The following is a 16,115-nucleotide window of genomic DNA, read 5'->3' as shown; positions in this document are numbered from 1 at the left end:
TTAATATGTCTGACCGTACACATGCAAGGGGTGAAATATATCAAAAAATGCACTCCAGCATAAACTGGGTGCATTTTTTAATGAAAGTGTTTCTTCTTATACTGGATTTACACCGTGCTTCCGTTGAGAAAATAACAAGTATTTAGACATATACAAGTCCAAACGTGTTTCTAGTGCTTTTCGTAAATCATTTGGCTCAATGACATCATCAATAATTAGCTCAGATGCTAAGCGATAAATGTCAATTTCCTCTTGATATTCTTTTCTCTTCTCAGCAATAAAGCTTGCTTGTTCTTCTTTTGGTAGTTCAGCAATTTTATTGGCATATACTGCATTTACTGCTGCCTCTGGCCCCATTACGGCTATTTGTGCGTTCGACAACGCAATACAGCAATCAGGCTCGAAAGCTGGACCTGCCATTGCATAAAGCCCAGCACCATACGCTTTACGAACAATTACAGTTAGCTTCGGTACAGTGGCCTCGCTCATTGCAAAAATCATTTTCGCACCGTGACGAATAATGCCTGCCTTTTCAACCTGTGTGCCTATCATAAATCCTGGTACGTCTACAAGGAATATTAATGGAATATTAAAGGCATCACATAATGAAATAAATTTTGCTGCTTTGTCAGCCGAATCGTGGAACAATACGCCACCCTTCACACGAGGTTGGTTGGCGATAATACCAACTGATTGTCCATTAATACGGCCAAGACCTGTTATTAATTCTGCGGCAAATAATTTTTTCACTTCACAGAAAGAATCTTCATCAATCAACCGATCAATTAACTGATACATATCAAATGGCGAGTTTTGATTTTTAGGAATTAATTCTTCAATTGATTTTTCAAATGTTGCTGGTGGCTTTGGAGCCTCCACTTTACTACGCTCCGCATAGTTATTCGGGAAATAGCTTAAGTATTTTCGAGCATAAGCAATCGCTTCTTGTTCTGTTTTTACTAGAACGTCCCCACAACCAGAAACGGAACAATGCATTTTAGCGCCACCCATTGTTTCTAAATCTACTTTTTCACCGATGACCATTTCTGCCATACGTGGTGACCCTAAATACATAGATGCGTTGCCTTCCACCATCACCACAATATCAGAAAATGCAGGAATATAAGCGCCCCCAGCTGCAGAAGGACCAAACAGCAAGCAAATTTGCGGTACTTTACCTGAAAGTTTTACTTGATTGTAGAAAATTCGTCCTGCCCCACGACGACCAGGGAACATCTCTAACTGATCTGTAATACGCGCACCTGCTGAATCCACTAAATAAAATAATGGACAATTTAGCTTCTCCGCCGTTTCTTGAATACGAATCATTTTTTCTACTGTACGTTTTCCCCAAGACCCTGCTTTAATTGTCGAATCATTAGCTAACACACATACTGTACGACCGTGGATTTTACCGATACCTGTAATAACACCATCTGCTGGTAAATCACCTGCTAAACAGTTCGCGTAAAGCCCATCTTCCGACTGAAGTCCATCATCTAGTAATAATTCTAGTCGCTCTCGAACAAATAGCTTGCCTTGTTGTGCATTTTTATCGTGATATTTTGGCAGTCCCCCTGCTAAAATTTGTTCCTTCATCGCATTTGATGTGTTTTCTGTAGATATATTGCTCATGTCCAATTCCCCCTTTGCAGTCCATTACTTTCCTGAGTATTGCGGTGCTCTTTTTTCCTGGAAAGCTTGTAAGCCCTCCAAGCGATCTTCAGTTGGAATAAGTGCGCTATATGCAAGTGACTCGATTTTCAAGCCTGTAGCTAAATCTACTTCCACACCATTATTAATAGCATTTTTCGCTTGAATTAATGACAATGGCGCATTTTTTGCCATTTCAAGTGCAAGCTGTTGCGCTTTTTCTTGTACTTCATGACCCTCATATACATATTCCACAATACCGAGGTGTTTCGCTTGCTCGGCATCGATTCGACGTGCTGTATAAATTAGTTCCTTCGCTTTTCCAATTCCAATTAATCGCGGTAAGCGTTGTGTTCCACCTGCGCCTGGAATAATGCCAAGAGAAGTTTCCGTAAGACCAACCTTGATATGTGTCGCCGCTATGCGTAAATCGCAAGCTAAAGCGAGTTCTAGTCCGCCCCCAAATGCAACGCCATTTAACACTGCAATGACAGGCTGAGCTAATGACTCTACTTTTGCAATGGTTGCTCCGATTAATTGCACAACTTGTTTTACTTGATGATCAGACATTCCTTTACGCTCTTTTAAATCTGCCCCAGCACAAAATGCCTTTTCCCCTGCGCCTGATAATAAAACAACACGTACTGCTGGATCAGCATTTATTTTATCTAGCGTAGCACTAAGGTCGTTTAATAATTGTACTGACATGGCATTTGCAGCTTCTGGTCTAGAAAGTGTAATGAGCCCTATATTACCTGGTAATAAATCAAATTGAACGAGTTGTTGTGTCACGTGACATTGGCACTCCCTTCATTACGAACAATGGCCATTTGTTTAGATGCAACGTCCTTCCCTAGCTTTTGTTCTATAAATAGTACCGCTTCTAACAGCCTTTGCTTATTAACACCTGTTTCGATGCCCATTCCTTCTAATAGATACAACAAATCTTCTGTGGCTACATTACCTGTTGCACCTTTTGCATAAGGGCAACCGCCCAGACCACCGAGTGCACTATCAAATTTTGTAATACCCATTTCTAATGATTTCATAATGTTAGCTAGCGCTGTACCACGCGTATCATGGAAGTGCATCGCAAATTTTTCAGTTGGATACCTCTTTAGCAACTCTTCTAAAAGATGCTCAACCTGCGTCGGTACGCCAACGCCGATTGTATCGCCAAGCGATATTTCATCAACGCCCATTTCCAATAATTTATCTGTTACTTGTAAAACCTTTTCTGGGTGTATGTAACCCTCATAAGGGCAACCAATTACTGTTGAGATATAACCACGTATATACTTATTTGCGGCCTTTGCCCCATCAACTACTTCCTTCATTATTGGAAATGTTTCGTGGATTGTTTTATTGATATTTTTTTGATTATGACTTTCACTAGCAGACATAAAAATGCTTGCCTCATCGATGCCTGCTAGCAATGCCCGTTCTAGTCCTCGCATGTTTGGCACGAGTGCCGCATACGTTATGTCCTTTTCTCGCTTAATAGCTTGCAACACTTCTACTGCATCTGCTAATTGAGGAATCCACTTCGGATGGACGAAAGACGTTACTTCTATATAATTTAATCCCGTCCGACTAAGTAAATTTACTAGCTGTACTTTATCTGCAGTCGCGATGTGTACCTTTTCGTTTTGCAAACCATCCCGAGGCCCTACTTCCTTTAACGTGACATGCTTTGGTAATTGCATAGAAATGCCTCCCTATTCAATTTCTAAAATATCATCATCAACGTTAATGAAATCGCCTTCGTTCGCAATAATTTTTGTTACAATGCCATCCTCTTCGGCAGCAATCGGAATCTCCATTTTCATTGACTCTAAAATTGCTACGTCTTGCCCTGCTGTTACTTTATCGCCTTCTGCCACTACGATTTTCCATACTGTTCCTGCCATGCTCGCTTTTACTGTTGCCATATAAATCCCTCCAAATAGTTGGTGTACTTGCTTTAAGTGACAGCTATCACTTAAATCAACACACATATTTTCATTTTGTAACGCATGCGTACTAGCACATGCTTTGCATAAGCTCCTCAGTATGAAAACATCTGACCGTCAACACGAGCTATTTCTTATAAACTCGTTGCTACGAATGTCTAAATCATGAACTTATCCTTATTTTGTTTCTGTTAATTGTGGTAAATAAAACTCCTCCACAAATTTCGTTGTTGTATGCCCTTTTAAAAATTGCTCATGGGTTACAGTTTTCAAAAGCATCGGTATATTTGTTTGTATTCCTTCAATTTTGTAATCTTGTAGTGCTTGTATTAGGCGCTCACAGGCAATTGCTCGCGTTCCACCCCATACTACTAATTTACTAATCATTGGATCATAGAAAGGTGTCACAGTTGAGCCTGCTTCTACACCACATTCATGTCGGATACCTTCTCCTAGCGGTAATACTAGCTCTGTAATTTTGCCTGGAGACGGGAAAAATGTTGTCGGGTTTTCCGCATAAATGCGTACTTCAATTGCATGCCCTTGTTTGTCAATGCTGTCGCGTGTAAAGCTTAACGGTTGTCGCGCCGCTACTTTCAGCTGTTCTTCCACAAGATCCAGCTTCGTTATTTCTTCTGTCACTGGATGCTCTACTTGCAGACGTGTGTTCATCTCTAAGAAATAAAAATTTTGCTCTGCATCTACTAAATATTCAATTGTTCCTGCGTTTACATAACCGATATGCTTCACTGCTTGCACAGAGGCTTCTAGCATTTTTGCTCGCGTTTCCTCAGAGATAAATGGAGACGGTGCTTCTTCAACCACTTTTTGATTGCGGCGTTGAATTGAACATTCTCGTTCAAATAATGGCACGACATTTCCTTCATAATCAGCGATAATCTGTACTTCAACATGATGTGGATTAGCTATGAAACGTTCCATGTACATCGTGCCATCACCAAAAAATGATTGTGCACGTTTCTGATTACCCTCGAAGGCTTTCTCCAACTCCTCAGCATCAGACACTAACTGCATGCCGATACCTCCACCCCCAGCAGACGCTTTCAGCATAATCGGATAACCTAAACGGGAAGCGATTTCAACTGCTTCTGAAACGTCTTTGACAGGCGTTTCAACTCCTTCTACAATCGGGACACCTGCAGATTTCATCGTCTTTCGGGCTTCCAATTTACTGCCCATGGACGCAATCACCGAAGCGCTAGGTCCAATAAATACTAGACCAGCCCCTGTACAACGTTTTGCAAAATCAGCGTTTTCCGAAAGTAAGCCATATCCTGGATGAACAGCGTCAGCCCCGCTTTCTTTTGCAATTTCAAGAATGCGATCAATATTTAAATAGCTTTGAACAACAGGCGGCTTACCAACGCAGTATGCCTCGTCTGCATCTTTCACATGTAAGCTTTCAGCATCCGCCTCAGAATATACCGCCACCGTTTGAATATTGAGTCGCTTACAAGTGCGTATAATACGTCTAGCAATTTCACCACGATTTGCAATTAATACTTTCTTGAACATTGTCTTGCCCCCTCCCTAATTGACCTTCACTGCTGCCACAAAATCTTCACGTAGTTTAAACTTCTGCACTTTTCCTGAGGCAGTCATTGGGTAGCTATCGATAAAGAAAATATGTCGCGGAATTTTATGTTTAGAAATTTTATCTCGGCAAAAAGCTCGGATTTCCTCTTCTGTCGCCTGTTCCCCTTCTCGCAATATAATCCATGCAGCGGCTTCTTCACCGTACTTAGGATCAGGAACGCCCGCTACTTGTACATCAGCGATTTTTGGAAATGTATATAAAAACTCCTCGATTTCACGTGGGTATAAATTTTCACCACCACGAATAATCATGTCCTTCAAACGGCCTGTTACCCTTATATAACCTTCTTCATCCATCGTTGCTAAATCACCCGTATGAAGCCAGCCATCGTGATCAATTGCAAGTTGTGTTTCCTCTTGGTTGTTATAGTAACCTTTCATCACGTGGTAGCCTCTTGTACATAGCTCGCCTTGCTCATTTGTTGCCGCTTCTACATCTGTACCAGGAACGACAATTTTAACTTCTAGATTTGGTAATGCCCTACCTACAGTCTCTACTTTTAAATGGAATGGGTCATCTGCTCTCGTTTGAGTAATGACAGGAGAAGATTCCGTTTGACCATAACAAATAGTGACATCAGTCATCCCCATTTTCTCGATTACTGCTTTCATCACTTCAATTGGGCAATTGGAACCTGCCATTACGCCCGTACGCAATGTCGATAAGTTGTACGACGAAAAATTCTGCAAATTCAATTCACTAATAAACATTGTCGGTACTCCGTGTAATGCAGTGCACTTCTCTTTTTCAACTGTTCGTAATACTTCCGCTGGAGAAAATTCTTGCACTGGCACCATTGTTCCACCACTTGTAGTTATGGCTAACGTACCAATTACACAGCCAAAGCAATGGAAAAATGGCACTGGAATACATAAGCGATCCTCTGACGTTAAGCGCATACATTCGGCAATGTTCACCGCATTATTGACTAAGTTATAATGCGTTAACATAACCCCTTTTGGAAACCCTGTTGTTCCTGATGTATATTGAATATTAATGACATCATCATAATGGAGTGAAGCCTGTATTTGATCTAATTGTTGCTCTGTAACTTGCTCCGCAGCTGCCAGTACATCTGACCAGTTAAGTACTCCTGGATATTTTGTTTCGCCAATTAAAATAACATTTTTCAATAAAGGTAGACGCTCTGATTGCAATTTACCAGGTTCACAATTTTCTAGCTCTGGGCAAATTTCTTGGAGTGTATTCATAAAAGAATGGTCCCGATAATTTTCGATTAAAATTATCGTTTTAGCATCGGATTGTCTTAGTAAATATTCCAGTTCATGTGCACGATAATTTGTGTTTACCGTAACGATTGGCGCCCCCATCTTTCCTGTGCCAAACTGTAACTGTACCCATTCAGGAACATTTGTCGTCCACACTGCGATATGATCTCCCTTTTCAATACCAAGGGCCATTAATCCTCTCGCAACTAAACGACTTTGATGATTTAACTCCTCATAAGTCATACGTAAGTCTCTATCTGCATACACTAGCGCTTCATTTTTAGGATATTTTTTAGACTGTTCATCGAGCAATTGACCAATTGTTTGATACACAAGTTCTGCCATGAAAATCCCCCTTAAATATGCTATTTAATGTTTTTAACAGCCAATTAGACGAGAAATAACGAGACGTTGAATTTCAGAAGTACCTTCACCGATTTCCATTAATTTAATATCACGTAAATGACGTTCTACATCGTATTCCTTCATATAACCTGAACCACCATGAATTTGAATGGCTTGATTGCAAGTTCGGAAGCCCATCTCTGATGCGAATAACTTCGCCATCGCTGCTTCCTTAGCAAATGGTTTTTTCTGATCTTTAAGCCATGCTGCTTTATGTACAAGTGTACGAGCAAGCTCTATTTCCATTGCCATATCAGCTAATTTAAACTGTATTGCTTGTAACTTGGAGATTGGTGCTCCAAATTGCTCGCGTTCGTTCGCATACTTTAATGCTTTTTCATAAGCAGACTGTGCAATGCCGACTGATAAAGCCGCTATGGAAATACGTCCACCATCTAACGTATTTAAAAACTGGCTAAACCCACGTTTTTCGTCCCCTAATAGATTCGTTTTTGGTACGCGAACATTTTGCAAAATAATTTCGCATGTATTGGAGCCACGTACTCCCATTTTGTCGTAATTACAATTGATTGTGACACCAGGTGTGTTTGTTGGCACAATAATTGATGAGATAATTTTTTTGCCATCTTCACGCTTGCCAGTTACTGCTGTGACAATAATTTGTCTTGCATGGCCTGCATTTGTAATCCAGCATTTTTCACCGTTAATAACGTAATCATCGCCATCCACAACTGCTGTTGTACGTGTTCCACCTGCATCAGACCCTGCATTTGGCTCCGTTAAACCGAAAGCACCTAATGTTTCGCCTTTTGCTAAAGGTACAAGCCATTCACGCTTTTGTTCTTCCGTTCCAAAATTATAAATTGGAGCGGCACCTAAGCTTACTGCTGCTGCATAGCTTAAACCCGTACCACCACAAGCGCGCCCAATTTCCTCGACAGCAATTGCATAGGACACCGTATCTCCACCAGAACCACCATATTCCTCAGGAAACGGGATACCCAATAAGCCTAGCTCTGCCATTTTTTCAAAGCTTTCTATTCTCATTGTTGATGTCTCGTCGACTTCACGAGCGTAAGGTTTAATCTCTTTCTCTGCAAAATCACGTACCATGTCTCGAATCATCGCTTGCTCTTTCGTTAGTTCAAAGTTCATTCCCATTTCCCCCTAGTTTCCAATTTGCCATAGCGGATTTCTTTCAGACGACAGTTACACAAATCTGGACCGACTAGTCGGTCGGTTTTAAAGATTAATAAAACCAGCTATTTCTTCTGGCTTTTCCTTGACCATAAATTGAGTTGCTTCTTCCATAGCTTGCTCTGTCACAATTGCTCGTAAAATCATATCCGTAAATACTTCTGTAATTTCCTCCATTGTTAATGGACCTGTTTGTTTAAACCACATATATGTCCAGTTAATCATCCCTACAATGGCCATTGTTACAATCGTACAAGGTAATTCAGCACGAAAATCTTTCGTGTGCTGTCCTTCTTCAATCACCTTTTGTAATATTTCCCGATATTGGTCCCGCTTTTTATGAATGATTACACTATATTCTTCTGACAACGAACGGCTTTCTTCATAAAATACAGTAATATGGGCTTGATACACATCAAACACTTGTGTCAGCGTTTGAAGCATTGCACATAAGCGTTCAATAGGTGTATCGTATTTGTCATAAGCTTCCTGTGATTGTTTGATAACATAGGAAATAAACACATCATGTACTTCATATAACAATTCATCTTTCGATTTAAAGTTATGATAAAATCCGCCTTTTGATGCACCGATATATTCCACAATGCGATCAACAGTTACGTTATGATAGCCATCTTGCTGAAACAGCACTACAGAAGCGTCTACAATTCTTTGTTTTAACGTTTTTTTTACCATAGGCACCTATCATCCTTCTTTATAACACTTACCCCTTTGTTCCTTATAATTAGGACATGTATTCACTTAATTTTCCTAATTATAAAAATACTATGACTCCTTTAATATAGCATTCTCAAAAATTGGTGTCTAGTTCCATAAAACAATTTAATAGCATGAAAGAGAATTTTTTTACATTAAACAGCATATAAACAACCCGCTTTTAACAACAAAACGTATTTCCTTCTAAAGCTTCAACTACAAAATACATACATTAACTATATGCTCAAATTTCCCATGTCATAACTCCATTCACAGTGACAGGCACTCAAACAATTCTGAACTTTCCCACCAAGTAAAAACCCACGAAGGCTCCTGCGCGCAGAAAGCTAAGTGGGTTTTTAGAGGTGACAGGCACTCAAACAATTAAATGGGCCGCACCAATTAATGCTGCGTTCTCAAACAATTGCGAACGTCTTATTTCATATGTGTTTCGATAGGAAGGAAGGACGTAGGTTTCGGTCACTTCTTCAATCTTTTCCATAAATCGAGAAGTTGTTTTCATAACACCGCCACCGAGTACAATGCAGTCTGGGTTAAATGTTTGTATAAAATTCGCCAAAACAATACCTACATATGTAGCCGCTTGCTCAATAATTTCTTGTGCAACTATATCTCCTAATTCGTATGCAGCAAACACCATTTTAGTATCAATCGGTCTTTGTTCTTGCTTCTCCATTTCAACTAGCATAGATGTACTCTTTTTGATTGCGTCCACCGCATGTCGTTGAATCGATACTCCTGATGCATATACTTCTAAACAACCTAATTTGCCACAATTACATGTTGGTCCGTTCGGATTCACAGTGACATGCCCTATTTCGCCAGCTAACCTATTACTGCCAGTAAATAGCTTTCGCTCAAAAATAATACCGCCACCGATTCCAGTGCTTATCGTCATAAAAAGCATATTCTTTGATTGCTGGCCTGCCCCGAAGTTGAATTCTCCCCAAGTAGCTGCACTTGCATCATTGACAACTGTAATTTTCTTATCTAATTGTGCATTTAGCATCTGCCCTAAATGTACATTTCTCCAATCAAAAGTAGACCAATAGTGAATAATGCCGTAATCTGTATCAACTATCCCAGGCACGCCGACGCCTATACCTCTAATCTCATAGCCTTCTGAAAGAGCATTTATCGCCTCTACCAATCTATTGACAACAATCTCTGGACCTTCGTGCCCTCTTGTATCCATACGAATTTCCTTAATCATTTCCCCATCAACACTTAATAATCCAATGGCAATTTTTGTCCCACCCATATCTACTCCAACTAGGTACTCTTTTTGTTGCATTTTATTTCCCCCAATGGTCCACTGTGTCTATGCACGGGATAAAATTATATCCTTAACTTCTTTAATTTTATGTTCGTCTATAAAATGGTCAAAGCTGGATTGATGTCGAACACCAGATCCAAAATGAAATTCGGAAACGTTGACATGCTGTAAAAAGGATGGAAGGGTTTTAGGTGATAGACCCGATCCTGGCATGATTTGCATATGAGCGAGGCTTGCTTGTTGTTCTAAAGCTTGAATTTCACTAACCGCATCAAGTACTTTACTTTTGCCACCTGATGTTAAAATTCGTGATATTTCTTTATAGGACATTAGTGTTTGTAACGCCTTGGATTGGTCCTTTACATCGTCAAATGCTCGATGAAATGTAATATCCAATCCATCTGCTGCTTCAATTAATTGTTGTAAAATAAGCTCATCAATATTTTGCTCTTCGGTAAGTGCACCTACGACTATTCCACTCGCACCTAGCTGTTTACATATTTGAATATCTTTTAACATTATTTTCATATCATTTTGATCATAGCAAAATGAACGGCTGTGAGGACGAATCATTACATTTACAGGGATCGTTAATTCGCTGCACACACTTTCAATCATCGCATAGCTCGGTGTGAGCCCTCCCTCGGCTATACCTGCGACCAATTCAATTCTGTCAGCTCCAGCTTTTTGTGCCGTTATCGCATCTGTTAAAGAAATTGCAATCACTTCAATAACCATATTTAGTCATTTCCTTTTCCTAGTTTACTATAGCTTTCTATGAAATCTGCCAATAATCGAACGCCATAACCTGATGCACCACGCACATGATATCCTGTCGTTTTAGGTGATTGAACAGGTGCCGCCATATCAATATGTCCCCATTTAATACCTTTAGGGACGAATTTTCTTAAAAACAGTGCGGCCGTAATAGAACCTGCAAGATTGTCTGAGCTAATATTACAAATATCTGCATAATCACTCGCTAATGATTCCTCATATTGATCGATAAGTGGCATCGGCCATATAAAATCACCATTATGACTACCTAGCTTCTTCATTAATTCTGTAATCGACTCATCTCCGAATACACCTGCATATTTTAAGCCTAGCGCCGCACCAATGGAGCCCGTTAATGTAGCAATATCAATGATTACATCAGGCTTTAACCTTTCAGAATATAATAGAGCATCAGCTAAAATAAGCCTTCCTTCCGCATCTGTATTGCCAACTTGAACATGCAAATTATTAGCGAAACGAATAACTTCACCTGGTAAAAACGCCTTTTCATTAAGCAAGTTTTCAGCAATCGGCAACAGGGCAGTGACATTTACATCTACATTTTTTGAAGCGATTAAATCCATAGCACCAAATACAGCACCTGCCCCACCCATATCCATACGCATATCGCTAATGTTAAGACCCGTTTTAATGCTAATACCACCGCTATCATAAGTCATGCCTTTTCCAATTAAAACGATATGTGGCTTATTAACATTCGTACAGTACTTAATTTCTGCTAAATACGAAGAATATTGACTGCCTCTGCCAACTGCAAGTAGCCCATTTAAGTCAAGCTGTTGCAAGTCGTCTGTATTATAAATGTTTACGGACAGATTTTTTCCTCCAAAATGCTGGCGAATTGTTTCAGCAAAAGTGTCTGGATTTAAATCTATTGGATCTGTATTACATAGGTCTCTCGTAATATTTATACTGGTTGCACGTAACTTCCCAATATGAATCGCTTCTAGTAACGCTTCTGTTTCGTCCAATAAAAAATAAACATTACAAGGTTTTATTACTTTCTTTTCTTGACGGTATTTTTGAAACTGGTAGGCTCCAAGCATCCAACCTTCTACAAAAGCAGTCACAGCATCTACTTGATTGAGATCCACTGCATTTAAAAAATCAAAAGATACTTGCATGTCATCATTTTCACTTGCGTTAGCCACTCTTGCTACTTCTCCTGCGGCTTCTCGTAAGCTTTCATAAGTAACGGTATCATTGCTTCCTAAACCAACAATTAAGTAATCCTGTCCTCCCTGCTCTGTTTCATGTCTGAGCCAGTGACATTTATGTTTTTCAATCATCCATTTAGGAACTTGGAGAGATTGATGAGCTGATTGTAATACAGGATTTACAACAACTATACCCTTGTTCTGTTGCCCAAAATGAAATTCCATCTATCATCACATCTTTCATTTATCGTAATTAAGTTTCGAGCCTGCCTTTAACTATATTAAAAAGGAAAATATCTAAGAATATTTTTCTTAGACTATTTCCCTTTTTATAGTTTTTTCAGTAACATTAATCGATATGTAGCATTAAATGTCCCTCGATTTTATCGACAGTAAAGTGTATATACGGTCCTTCAGCACTGTAACTTACCTCTGTTAATTCAGGCAGTTTTTTTACAGATGTCACCTTTGTCTCACCAACAAACATTCTAATCTCTGTGTTATAAAGTGGGATAATATCTTCAATCGTATAAATATCCTCTGAACGCTTCTCCGTAATATAATGAAGTGCATGCAAAATTTTTGCCCCTGTTTCCTTATCCTCATTTAATGATGTCATCAATGTCGACGGACCATTATGAGCAATAAGCTTACTTTCGAGAAGATGGTCAATGGCATCTTTCATCATCCATTTACACCAAGCGAGGCCATTTTTTCGATATAGTTTGAAAATAGGGTGTGAGAAGTAAATGATATTTTGGCGTTTTGTCACTGCAGCATGTCCAAATGTATGCGAAGATGGGGCATGTTGATGCGAACAAAATGTAGTCCCTTCTCTATTAAAGTAAGGTTTTACTGTCTGCATCAGTACCTCTGACTGTACAGGCTTAATTTCTAAACCTTTTAAATACATGACATATTCTTCTTTGTATAATTTTTTACCTATTACATCATTCGGTAAAACGAAATCCCGGTCATACTTTGATTCGCCAATATAGACATTTCCATATAAATCTTCTTCGTTACTATTTTTATTAATTAGCGATTCATACGTACCAATAATTTTTCCGCCATTATTAGCGTAAGCCTGTAGCTTTTGCTGTAATTCGGGAGAGTAGTCAATCACATCAGGTAAGATTATTAACTGATAGTCATTAAAGTCAATTTGACTGTCGATAATATTAAACTGATAAGATAACTCTTGTAGCATCCTAACGGCACCAATTAATGCTGGATGGATACCTAAATTATGATCTCCTGGTGTATAAAATTCTTCAGGCGTTAATAACCCGATTTCTGCAACTGGCTTAGTATTCATACAGTACTTTTCTACTTCTTTCACTCTGCCATACACACTGCCGATTAATTCATAAGCCGCCTTCGATAATTTGCCATTCGGATGAAGTTGGTCTCCAATCGAACAGCCAGCACCTAAAGCAAGCATATTGAAACATTCAAACTCTAATGCTGCCTTATTTTTCAGTGAGTGGAAATCACCCCAATACGTATGGAACTTGCCCGTCATACCAATGATGTCCTTGCCCAATGTACGAGAATATCGCATCGTTGCAGGGAAATGATCATAGCCCCAGCCACCACTTGGTAAAGACTCAAGCTCCAAATGTGTATAATTATTTAAGCTACTTTTATTGCCTGGACCAATGTGAGAGCTATTATAGAAAATACCTGCCTGTGGTACTCTAGTTCTAATAAAATCACTAATCTCTGCTTTAAATTCCTCAAGCATCACCGTAGAATAATAGATTCGATCGACTCTATTTCCTGTGTCTAATCCTTTTCGCTCCATTTGTTCAAAACAATTTTTACAATTACAATCCACTTTAAATAAAATATCTAAAAAGAAGCCATCAATATTTTCGCTTTTTACTGTATCGATAATATCTTGTAAATGGTCTTTAAAATATCGTCTATAGCCGCTATTTAAGCAAATTGTATAGTAGAAATGTGGCTCAGGAACCCCCTGGCTATTAATGAATTGTCCGTTTTCATCAATCGATAACCACTCAGGATGATGTTTGCTAATATAACCATCCCATTGAACAGTTGTATAAATCGGCACTTTAATATTATTTTTATGGCAAACCTCTATTTGTTCTAATAACAGGTTTTTATTTTCAAGATGTGGATGAATCAAATCTGGACGATGCTTTGAAGGGTAGTACAACCAGCCATGATGACATCTAGCAAAACAAGTAATCGAGTTTACATTGGCTTCTTTTAATGTCTCCACAAACTCCTCTGCAACGAAGTCCTTTCCAACCCCAGGGATATCTTCACTCGTATGAAAGTCTAAATGCACCTGTCTATAACGTAATTCGCTCAAATTCATAACCCCCTATTATAATCACAATTTCATTGCTATTCTTTGACTGAACCTGCCGCAAGACCACTTTCAATTTTCTCTTGGAATAAAAGATATACGACTAAAGGCACTAATATCGTGATGACGATGGCAGCCATTAATGGCCCGTATTCTGATCCTCTTTCACCACTAAAGTTTAATAGACCCAATGCGATTGGTTTTAAGCGGTCATCATTAATAAATAAAAGTGGGAACAGAATGTTATTCCATGCGCCTAAAAAGTTAAAAATCGAAACAGTCGAAATAGCTGGAACAGACATCGGCAATATTACTTTGAAATATATTTGGAAATAACTCGCACCATCCATAAGTGCTGCTTCTTCTAAAGAGGCATTAATTCCTTTCATAAACCGTGTTAAAACTAAAATACTAAACGACAAAGAAAACGCCACATATAGGAGCACTAATGCCACTAAGTTATTTTTCAATTCTAATGCGCCAATAATATAAGAAACTGGCACAAGCACTGTATGCATAGGTATCATCATACCTAACAGGAAAAACAGGGCTAAAAATTTATTCACTTTAAAGTTAAATCTCGATAATGTAAATGATGCCATGGAAGAGACAATCGCGAGAATAATCACTGTTGCCATCGAAATCAGTATACTATTTAAGAAGTATCTGCTCATATTCGCTTCACGCCAAGCAATTACATAGTTCTCAAATCTAAAAACCTCAGGTAAGCTAAAGGGTGAACTAAATATTTCTTTATTTCCTTTAAGAGAAGAAACTAATGTAAATAACATCGGTTCAATAAACAATAAAGCCATTGCTATGACAAAAACATATAATATTATTTTCTTTTTCATTGATTCTTCTCCTTCCTATTCATGATTGCTTCACTACCGATAGTCAATACGAGCGCAATGACAAAAATAATGACCCCTAATGCACTACCAACGCCATAATTATTGTATCTGAATGCTTCATAATACATTAAAGTAGTCGGCAAATTGGTTAGTCCATTCGGTCCTCCCTCAGTCATAACAAAAATTAGATCGAATACTTTCACTGTCCCAATAATATCCATTAAAATACATAAAGTAATAATTGGCTTTAACATAGGAACTGTTATATGGAAGAACTTTTGTACGGCTGAAGCTCCATCCATCTCTGCCGCTTCATATACTTCTTCTGGTATCGTTGTTAATCCTGCTAATAGGATGACCATGTAGTATCCAACACCTGCCCAAATGTTTACAAAAATAATTGCACCCATCGCAGTAGACGAGTCAATTAACCAGCCTTTAGCTAAATCTGCAAGCCCAATAAATTCTAATAAGCTATTTAATGAGCCATTCGGCATAAAGATAAAGTACCAAAGTAAACCAATAGCTGTAAGTGGAAAAATAGTAGGTACAAAATAGATGACTTTAAAGAATCGATGTCCTCTAAATTTTGTATTAATAGCAACTGCTAGCAATAAAGCGATTGGTGTATGGAATAAAACGCTAAAAAACACCATGCCAAACATATTTTTTAAAGAAATAAGAAAGTCTTTATCTTTAAACACATTGAGATAGTTTTCTAAACCAACAAAATTTAATGGTGCTCCTTTAATGCCATTCCAATTGACAACGGAAAAATAAAGGGCGCCTATCATAGGTATAATAAGGAATAGAATATAGATTACTAAGGCAGGTAAAGTAAATAGAAAAATTTTCGACTTATCTCTATTTGTTTTTACATTCATCTATTCCCCTCCATTTCTTAAATTTTTTGTAATCCTAATCAAATACAATGTC

14 protein-coding genes are annotated in these 16,115 nt (G+C 38.6%); all 14 read right to left on the bottom strand.

The window, feature by feature from the left end; genetic code table 11:
- Positions 1 to 96: 96 nt before the first annotated feature.
- Positions 97 to 1,635, bottom strand: a complete 1,539-nt coding sequence (locus tag ACIQ1H_RS14820; protein ID WP_173478701.1) for an acyl-CoA carboxylase subunit beta — start codon at positions 1,633 to 1,635, stop codon at positions 97 to 99.
- 24 nt (positions 1,636 to 1,659) lie between these two features.
- Positions 1,660 to 2,445, bottom strand: coding sequence for an enoyl-CoA hydratase (locus ACIQ1H_RS14815; RefSeq protein ID WP_402889750.1), 786 nt, complete (start codon positions 2,443 to 2,445; stop codon positions 1,660 to 1,662).
- Positions 2,442 to 3,359 carry a hydroxymethylglutaryl-CoA lyase gene (locus ACIQ1H_RS14810; RefSeq protein WP_402889748.1) on the bottom strand — a complete coding sequence of 306 codons (918 nt, stop codon included), beginning with the start codon at positions 3,357 to 3,359 and terminating at the stop codon, positions 2,442 to 2,444. The genes ACIQ1H_RS14815 and ACIQ1H_RS14810 overlap by 4 nt, the downstream gene beginning before the upstream one ends.
- Before the next feature lie 12 nt (positions 3,360 to 3,371).
- Positions 3,372 to 3,584 carry an acetyl-CoA carboxylase biotin carboxyl carrier protein subunit gene (locus tag ACIQ1H_RS14805; RefSeq protein WP_402889747.1) on the bottom strand — a complete coding sequence of 71 codons (213 nt, stop codon included), beginning with the start codon at positions 3,582 to 3,584 and terminating at the stop codon, positions 3,372 to 3,374.
- Between the two features lie 198 nt (positions 3,585 to 3,782).
- The gene (locus tag ACIQ1H_RS14800; protein WP_402889746.1) at positions 3,783 to 5,141 is read right to left on the bottom strand and encodes an acetyl-CoA carboxylase biotin carboxylase subunit; all 1,359 of its coding nucleotides are present in this window, start codon (positions 5,139 to 5,141) and stop codon (positions 3,783 to 3,785) included.
- Positions 5,142 to 5,156: 15 nt separating this feature from the next.
- Positions 5,157 to 6,797: an AMP-binding protein gene (locus ACIQ1H_RS14795; protein ID WP_173478704.1), complete on the bottom strand. Its 1,641-nt coding sequence runs from the start codon at positions 6,795 to 6,797 to the stop codon at positions 5,157 to 5,159.
- Between the two features lie 33 nt (positions 6,798 to 6,830).
- Entirely contained in the window at positions 6,831 to 7,973 is a 1,143-nt protein-coding gene (locus tag ACIQ1H_RS14790; RefSeq protein WP_139859791.1) for an acyl-CoA dehydrogenase, read from the bottom strand.
- Positions 7,974 to 8,060: 87 nt separating this feature from the next.
- Positions 8,061 to 8,711 carry a TetR/AcrR family transcriptional regulator gene (locus ACIQ1H_RS14785; protein WP_139859797.1) on the bottom strand — a complete coding sequence of 217 codons (651 nt, stop codon included), beginning with the start codon at positions 8,709 to 8,711 and terminating at the stop codon, positions 8,061 to 8,063.
- Between the two features lie 397 nt (positions 8,712 to 9,108).
- Positions 9,109 to 10,047 (bottom strand): ROK family protein, encoded by a 939-nt coding sequence (locus tag ACIQ1H_RS14780; RefSeq protein WP_402889744.1) that lies wholly within the window; start codon positions 10,045 to 10,047, stop codon positions 9,109 to 9,111.
- A gap of 27 nt (positions 10,048 to 10,074) precedes the next feature.
- Positions 10,075 to 10,767, bottom strand: a complete 693-nt coding sequence (locus ACIQ1H_RS14775) for a copper homeostasis protein CutC (protein ID WP_139859795.1) — start codon at positions 10,765 to 10,767, stop codon at positions 10,075 to 10,077.
- A gap of 2 nt (positions 10,768 to 10,769) precedes the next feature.
- The gene (locus ACIQ1H_RS14770) at positions 10,770 to 12,209 is read right to left on the bottom strand and encodes a M17 family metallopeptidase (RefSeq protein ID WP_402889743.1); all 1,440 of its coding nucleotides are present in this window, start codon (positions 12,207 to 12,209) and stop codon (positions 10,770 to 10,772) included.
- Positions 12,210 to 12,333: 124 nt separating this feature from the next.
- Positions 12,334 to 14,334, bottom strand: coding sequence for an alpha-amylase family protein (locus ACIQ1H_RS14765; RefSeq protein ID WP_402889741.1), 2,001 nt, complete (start codon positions 14,332 to 14,334; stop codon positions 12,334 to 12,336).
- Between the two features lie 29 nt (positions 14,335 to 14,363).
- Complete coding sequence (locus tag ACIQ1H_RS14760; protein WP_139859899.1) at positions 14,364 to 15,179, bottom strand: carbohydrate ABC transporter permease; 816 nt, start codon at positions 15,177 to 15,179, stop codon at positions 14,364 to 14,366.
- Positions 15,176 to 16,063 carry a carbohydrate ABC transporter permease gene (locus tag ACIQ1H_RS14755; protein ID WP_139859901.1) on the bottom strand — a complete coding sequence of 296 codons (888 nt, stop codon included), beginning with the start codon at positions 16,061 to 16,063 and terminating at the stop codon, positions 15,176 to 15,178. Before ACIQ1H_RS14755 ends, ACIQ1H_RS14760 begins: the two co-directional genes overlap by 4 nt.
- Positions 16,064 to 16,115 lie beyond the last annotated feature (52 nt).

This window comes from Lysinibacillus sp. NPDC097279, from assembly GCF_044761745.1.
Lineage (GTDB): Bacteria > Bacillota > Bacilli > Bacillales_A > Planococcaceae > Lysinibacillus.
The sequence above is the reverse complement of the archived record's forward strand: the minus strand, read 5'-3'. Positions and strand labels throughout refer to the sequence as shown.

Coding starts and splice junctions, on each gene's coding strand:
- ACIQ1H_RS14820 (WP_173478701.1), bottom strand. CDS start 1,635: ATGAGCAATATATCTACAGAAAACACATCAAATGCGATGAAGGAACAA.
- ACIQ1H_RS14810 (WP_402889748.1), bottom strand. CDS start 3,359: ATGCAATTACCAAAGCATGTCACGTTAAAGGAAGTAGGGCCTCGGGAT.
- ACIQ1H_RS14805 (WP_402889747.1), bottom strand. CDS start 3,584: ATGGCAACAGTAAAAGCGAGCATGGCAGGAACAGTATGGAAAATCGTA.
- ACIQ1H_RS14800 (WP_402889746.1), bottom strand. CDS start 5,141: ATGTTCAAGAAAGTATTAATTGCAAATCGTGGTGAAATTGCTAGACGT.
- ACIQ1H_RS14795 (WP_173478704.1), bottom strand. CDS start 6,797: ATGGCAGAACTTGTGTATCAAACAATTGGTCAATTGCTCGATGAACAG.
- ACIQ1H_RS14790 (WP_139859791.1), bottom strand. CDS start 7,973: ATGAACTTTGAACTAACGAAAGAGCAAGCGATGATTCGAGACATGGTA.
- ACIQ1H_RS14785 (WP_139859797.1), bottom strand. CDS start 8,711: ATGGTAAAAAAAACGTTAAAACAAAGAATTGTAGACGCTTCTGTAGTG.
- ACIQ1H_RS14780 (WP_402889744.1), bottom strand. CDS start 10,047: ATGCAACAAAAAGAGTACCTAGTTGGAGTAGATATGGGTGGGACAAAA.
- ACIQ1H_RS14775 (WP_139859795.1), bottom strand. CDS start 10,767: ATGGTTATTGAAGTGATTGCAATTTCTTTAACAGATGCGATAACGGCA.
- ACIQ1H_RS14770 (WP_402889743.1), bottom strand. CDS start 12,209: ATGGAATTTCATTTTGGGCAACAGAACAAGGGTATAGTTGTTGTAAAT.
- ACIQ1H_RS14765 (WP_402889741.1), bottom strand. CDS start 14,334: ATGAATTTGAGCGAATTACGTTATAGACAGGTGCATTTAGACTTTCAT.
- ACIQ1H_RS14760 (WP_139859899.1), bottom strand. CDS start 15,179: ATGAAAAAGAAAATAATATTATATGTTTTTGTCATAGCAATGGCTTTA.
- ACIQ1H_RS14755 (WP_139859901.1), bottom strand. CDS start 16,063: ATGAATGTAAAAACAAATAGAGATAAGTCGAAAATTTTTCTATTTACT.